The organism is Halomonas sp. (assembly GCF_033549285.1).
Lineage (GTDB): Bacteria > Pseudomonadota > Gammaproteobacteria > Pseudomonadales > Halomonadaceae > Halomonas.
Genome location: NZ_JAWSUJ010000177.1, coordinates 1 through 4,256, shown reverse-complemented (window position 1 = coordinate 4,256; position 4,256 = coordinate 1). Strand labels below are relative to the sequence as shown.

General features: G+C 68.6%; 2 protein-coding genes and 1 pseudogene. 1 reads left to right on the top strand and 2 read right to left on the bottom strand.

The genetic code is table 11. The features are described 5' to 3' along the window. Together fadA and fadB are read right to left on the bottom strand one after the other, a co-directional pair. Nucleotides 1-602: pseudogene (fadA, locus tag SCI24_RS21080) on the bottom strand (acetyl-CoA C-acyltransferase); the annotation flags it as partial. Between the two features lie 63 nt (nucleotides 603-665). Next, entirely contained in the window at nucleotides 666-2,867 is a 2,202-nt protein-coding gene (fadB, locus tag SCI24_RS21075) for a fatty acid oxidation complex subunit alpha FadB (RefSeq protein WP_318727233.1), read from the bottom strand. A gap of 163 nt (nucleotides 2,868-3,030) precedes the next feature. Here fadB and SCI24_RS21070 point away from each other — a divergent pair. Continuing rightward, nucleotides 3,031-4,256: DUF5924 family protein (locus SCI24_RS21070; protein WP_412930349.1), on the top strand; the 1,226-nt coding region annotated here is incomplete at its 3' end.

Genomic DNA, 4,256 nt, shown 5'->3' with positions numbered 1-4,256 from the left:
GCGTCATGGCCCTCGATGCCGATGATCTCGCGGTCGAACCCGCCGTTCTCCATCGCCGCCTGGGCCCGCTGGTGCGAGCGCACGCCGAAGGCGTCCTGCTCCTGGCGGGAGATGCCATGCATCTTGCCCAGCAGTTCCGCGGTCAGCCCCATCATCATGGCCGCCTTGGCCACGTGCTTGCTGGCCGCCGGGTTGACGTCGACGCCATGGGTCATGCCCACGTGCTCCATGTGCTCCACGCCGCCGATGATGTAGAACTCGCCCATGCCGGCCCGTATGTTGGCGGCGGCGATGTGCAGCGCGCTCATCGAGGAGCCGCACAGGCGATTGACCGTCTGCGCCGGCACGGTGTGCGGGATGCCGGTGAGGATCGCCGCGTTGCGGGCGATGTTCATGCCCTGCTCCAGGGTCTGGTTGACGCAGCCCCAGATCACGTCGTCGACCTCGGCCGGGTCGAGCCCCGGGTTGCGGTCGAACAACGCCTGCATCACCGCGGCGGAGAGGTTCTCGGCGCGCACGTGGCGGAAGGCCCCCTGCTTCGCCCTGGCCATGGCGGAACGGGCACAGTCGACCACCACCACGTCTCTCGGATTCAAGCTCATCGATAACTCCTTAAATTATGTCCGGAACGTCCTGACCGTTGCGTGGCATCTCGCGTGGACGCGTCAGCCCTGGGCCTGGCTGGGGTAGAATTTCTCGCCGGAGGCGGCCATCTGGCGCAGCTTCTCGGTGGGCGCGTAGAGCGGGCCGAGCTCCTCGGCCAGGCGCTCGGCCTGGGCGACGAAGGCGTCGACGCCCATGGCATCGATGTAGCGCAGCGCACCGCCGCGGAAGGGCGGGAAGCCGATGCCATAGATCAGCGCCATGTCGGCCTCGGCGGGACTGCCGACGATGTCATCCTCCAGGCAGCGCACGGTCTCAAGGCAGAGCGGCACCATCATGCGGGCGATGATCTCCTCGTCGGAGAAGTCGCGGCGCTGCCGGGCCACGCCCTTGACCAGCTCGATGGCGGCCTCGTCGGTGACCTTCCGGGGCTTGCCCTTGCGGTCCTCCTCGTAGGCGTAGAAGCCCTTGTCGTTCTTCTGACCCAGGCGATCCTGCTCCACCATGAGCTGGATGGCGCTCTTGCCCTGGCCGTCTCCCCGCTCACCGGCCATGCCGGCCATGCGATCCGGGAAGCCCTCGGCCATCACCTCGCCGGCGTGCACCGCGGTGTCCATGCCCACCACGTCGAGCAGGTAGGCGGGGCCCATGGGCCAGCCGAATCTCTCCATCACCTTGTCGATATGCTGGAAGTCGGCGCCCTGCTCCACCAGCTGGCTGAAGCCGCCGAAGTAGGGGAAGAGCACGCGGTTGACCAGGAATCCCGGGCAGTCGTTGACCACGATGGGCGTCTTGCCCATGGCCCGGGCGTAGGCCACGGTAGCGGCGACGGCGACGTCAGAGGTCTTCTCGCCGCGGATCACCTCCACCAGCGGCATGCGGTGCACCGGGTTGAAGAAGTGCATGCCGCAGAAGTTCTGCGGCCGCTTGAGGTTCTCGGCCAGGCGGGTGATGGAGATGGTCGAGGTATTGGAGGTGAGGATCGTCTCCTCCCCCACCTGGCCTTCCACCTCGCTGAGCACCGCATCCTTGACCTTGGGGTTCTCGACCACCGCCTCGACCACCAGGTCGACGTGGCCGAAGTCGCCGTAGGAGAGGGTCGGGCGAATGTTGCTGAGCTTCTCGGCCATCTGCCCGGTGGAGAGCTTGCCGCGCTCCACCTGCTTGGCGAAGAGCTTGCGGGCCTCCTTGAGGCCGAGTTCGATGGCCTCCTCCTTGATGTCCTTCATCAGGATGGGCGTGCCCTTGGAGGCGCTCTGGTAGGCGATCCCGCCGCCCATGATGCCGGCGCCGAGCACCGCCGCCTGCTTGACGGGCCGCGCCTGCTTCTCGTACTGGCTGCCCTTCTTCTTGACCACCTGGTCGTTCATGAACAGGCCGACCAGGTTGAAAGCCACCTCGGAGAGCGCCAGCTTGGCGAAGGCCTTGGCCTCGATGGCCTGGGCCCGGGCGCGCGACTCGCCGGCACCCTTCTGGATCACCTTGATGGCCTCCACCGGCGCCGGGTAGTGCGGCCCCGCCTTGCCCTTGACGTAGCCCTTGGCGGTCTCGAAGGTCATCATCTGCTCGAGGGGGCCGAGGGTGAGCGGCGAGGTCTTCTCGGCGCGGCGGGCCCGGTAGTCGAGCTCGCCACGATGGGCGCGGGCCAGGATGTCCAGGGCCGCGGCCTGCAGCTGCTCGCCCGGCACCACGGCGTCCACCGCCCCCATCTCCAGGGCCGCCTCGGCGCGATTCTCGGTGCCGCCGGCGATCCACTCGATGGCGTTGTCGGCGCCGATGAGCCGCGGCAGGCGCACGCAGCCGCCCCAGCCGGGCAGGATACCGAGCTTGGTCTCGGGCAGGCCGATCTTCGCGGACTCGGCCATGACGCGAAAGTCGGTGGTCAGGGTGATCTCACAGCCACCGCCCAGGGCCAGGCCATTGATGGCGGTGACGGTGGGGAACGGCAGGTCCTCGATGGCATTGAAGATGCCGTGCACCCGCTCGAGCATGCCCTCGAGCTGCTCCGCGCCCTGCTCGAACATGCCGTGGAACTCGGTGATGTCGGCGCCGACGATGAACGCCTCCTTGGCGCTACCGATCACCAGCCCCTCGAGGCCCTTCTCGGCACGGAGGGCCGCGACGGCCTCGCCCAGTTCCGCGACCACGGCACTGGAGAGCTTGTTGACGGACTCGCCCTTCAGGTCGAAGGTCAAGGTGGCGATGGCATCGCCTGCTTCCTCGAGACCACGCGCCACCGTGATGGCATTGCCTTGATAGATCATCCACGAACCTCCATGCAGGAATTCATACGGCCGTTTGATTTTCGACAGCTTGGTGCAGCCGAGCCCGAACGTCAAGCCCCTGCCGACAGCATGGCACGTTCCCGGCAACTCACCCCAACGGGTCGGGCGCTGTTAGACTCGGCGGATGAACCGAGAACCGCCGATGGGCGCGCCCCACTCCCCTTCCTCCCCTGCCGCCGGCAGGCCGCCACCTCGCCTCGGCGCCTGGCAGTCCCGCCTCGAACGCCTGGTGGAGCGCGCCCGGCCCTGGAGCTGGCTGTGGCCCCCGTTGGCTCTGGCCGCCGGGCTGGGGAGCTTCTTTCTGGTGGAGCGTCAGCAGTGGCTGGGCGGCATGCTGGCCCTGGGCATGCTGCTGGCCTGGGGACTGCTGCTCTCCGAGAGCCTGGTCGGCCGACTGCTGGTCCGGCGTGGCTACCCGCCCCTGCCCCGGGGTGTGACCACCTTCATCGCCCAGTTGATCCACCAGGAGACCCTGTTCTTCACCCTGCCCTTCCTGCTTGCCACCACGGTATGGCACAGCGGTCAGGCGCTCTTCACCCTGCTGGTCCTGGCCATGGCGCTGCTGTCGATCCTCGACCCGCTCTACTATCGGCTGGCCGGTCGGCTGCGCTGGCTCTACTTCGCCTTCCATGCGCAGTGCGTGTTCCTGGTGGTCCTGGTCACCCTGCCCACCCTGCTCCACCTGACCACCGGCCAGAGCCTGCTGCTGGCCATCGGCGCCATGGTGCTGTTCAGCCTGCCGAGCCTGATGCACCTGCTGCGGCCCATGAGCCCCTCGCGCTGGCTGGCGATGCTGGCCCTGCTGCCGTTGCTGGCCGGCGTGGCCTGGGCGGGCCGCGCCTGGGTGCCGCCGGCCAGCCTGTGGATCTCGGGCAGCGCCCTCTCGCCCGAGTTCGATACCGAGGCCAGGAGGCCGGTCGGCAGCACGTCCCTGACCCCGGCGGCCCTGGCCAGCGAGGGGCTCTATGCCTTCACGGCGATCCATGCCCCCCGCGGCCTGCGCGAGGAGGTGGTGCATGTATGGCGACAGGATGGCGAGGAGGTCGACCGCATCCCGCTGGAGATCCAGGGGGGACGCGCGGCCGGCTACCGGGCCTGGAGCCACAAGCAGAACTTCCCCGAGGAGGCGGGTGGCGAATGGCGCATCGACGTGATGACCGACAGCGGCCAGCGGATCGGCATGCTGCGTTTCACGGTGAGTGACGACGCCGGGGCGGCGACGCTGGCCGACGGCACGATACAGCGGCCCTCGGGCATTCCCGGCCTGGATGTCCGGCGGCTCCTGCCCCGGCCCGAGTCAGTCCCCGAGGCGGCACCCGAGGACACGCCCGAGGAGGAGCCCCAGGAGGACGAGACGCGGGCAGACGA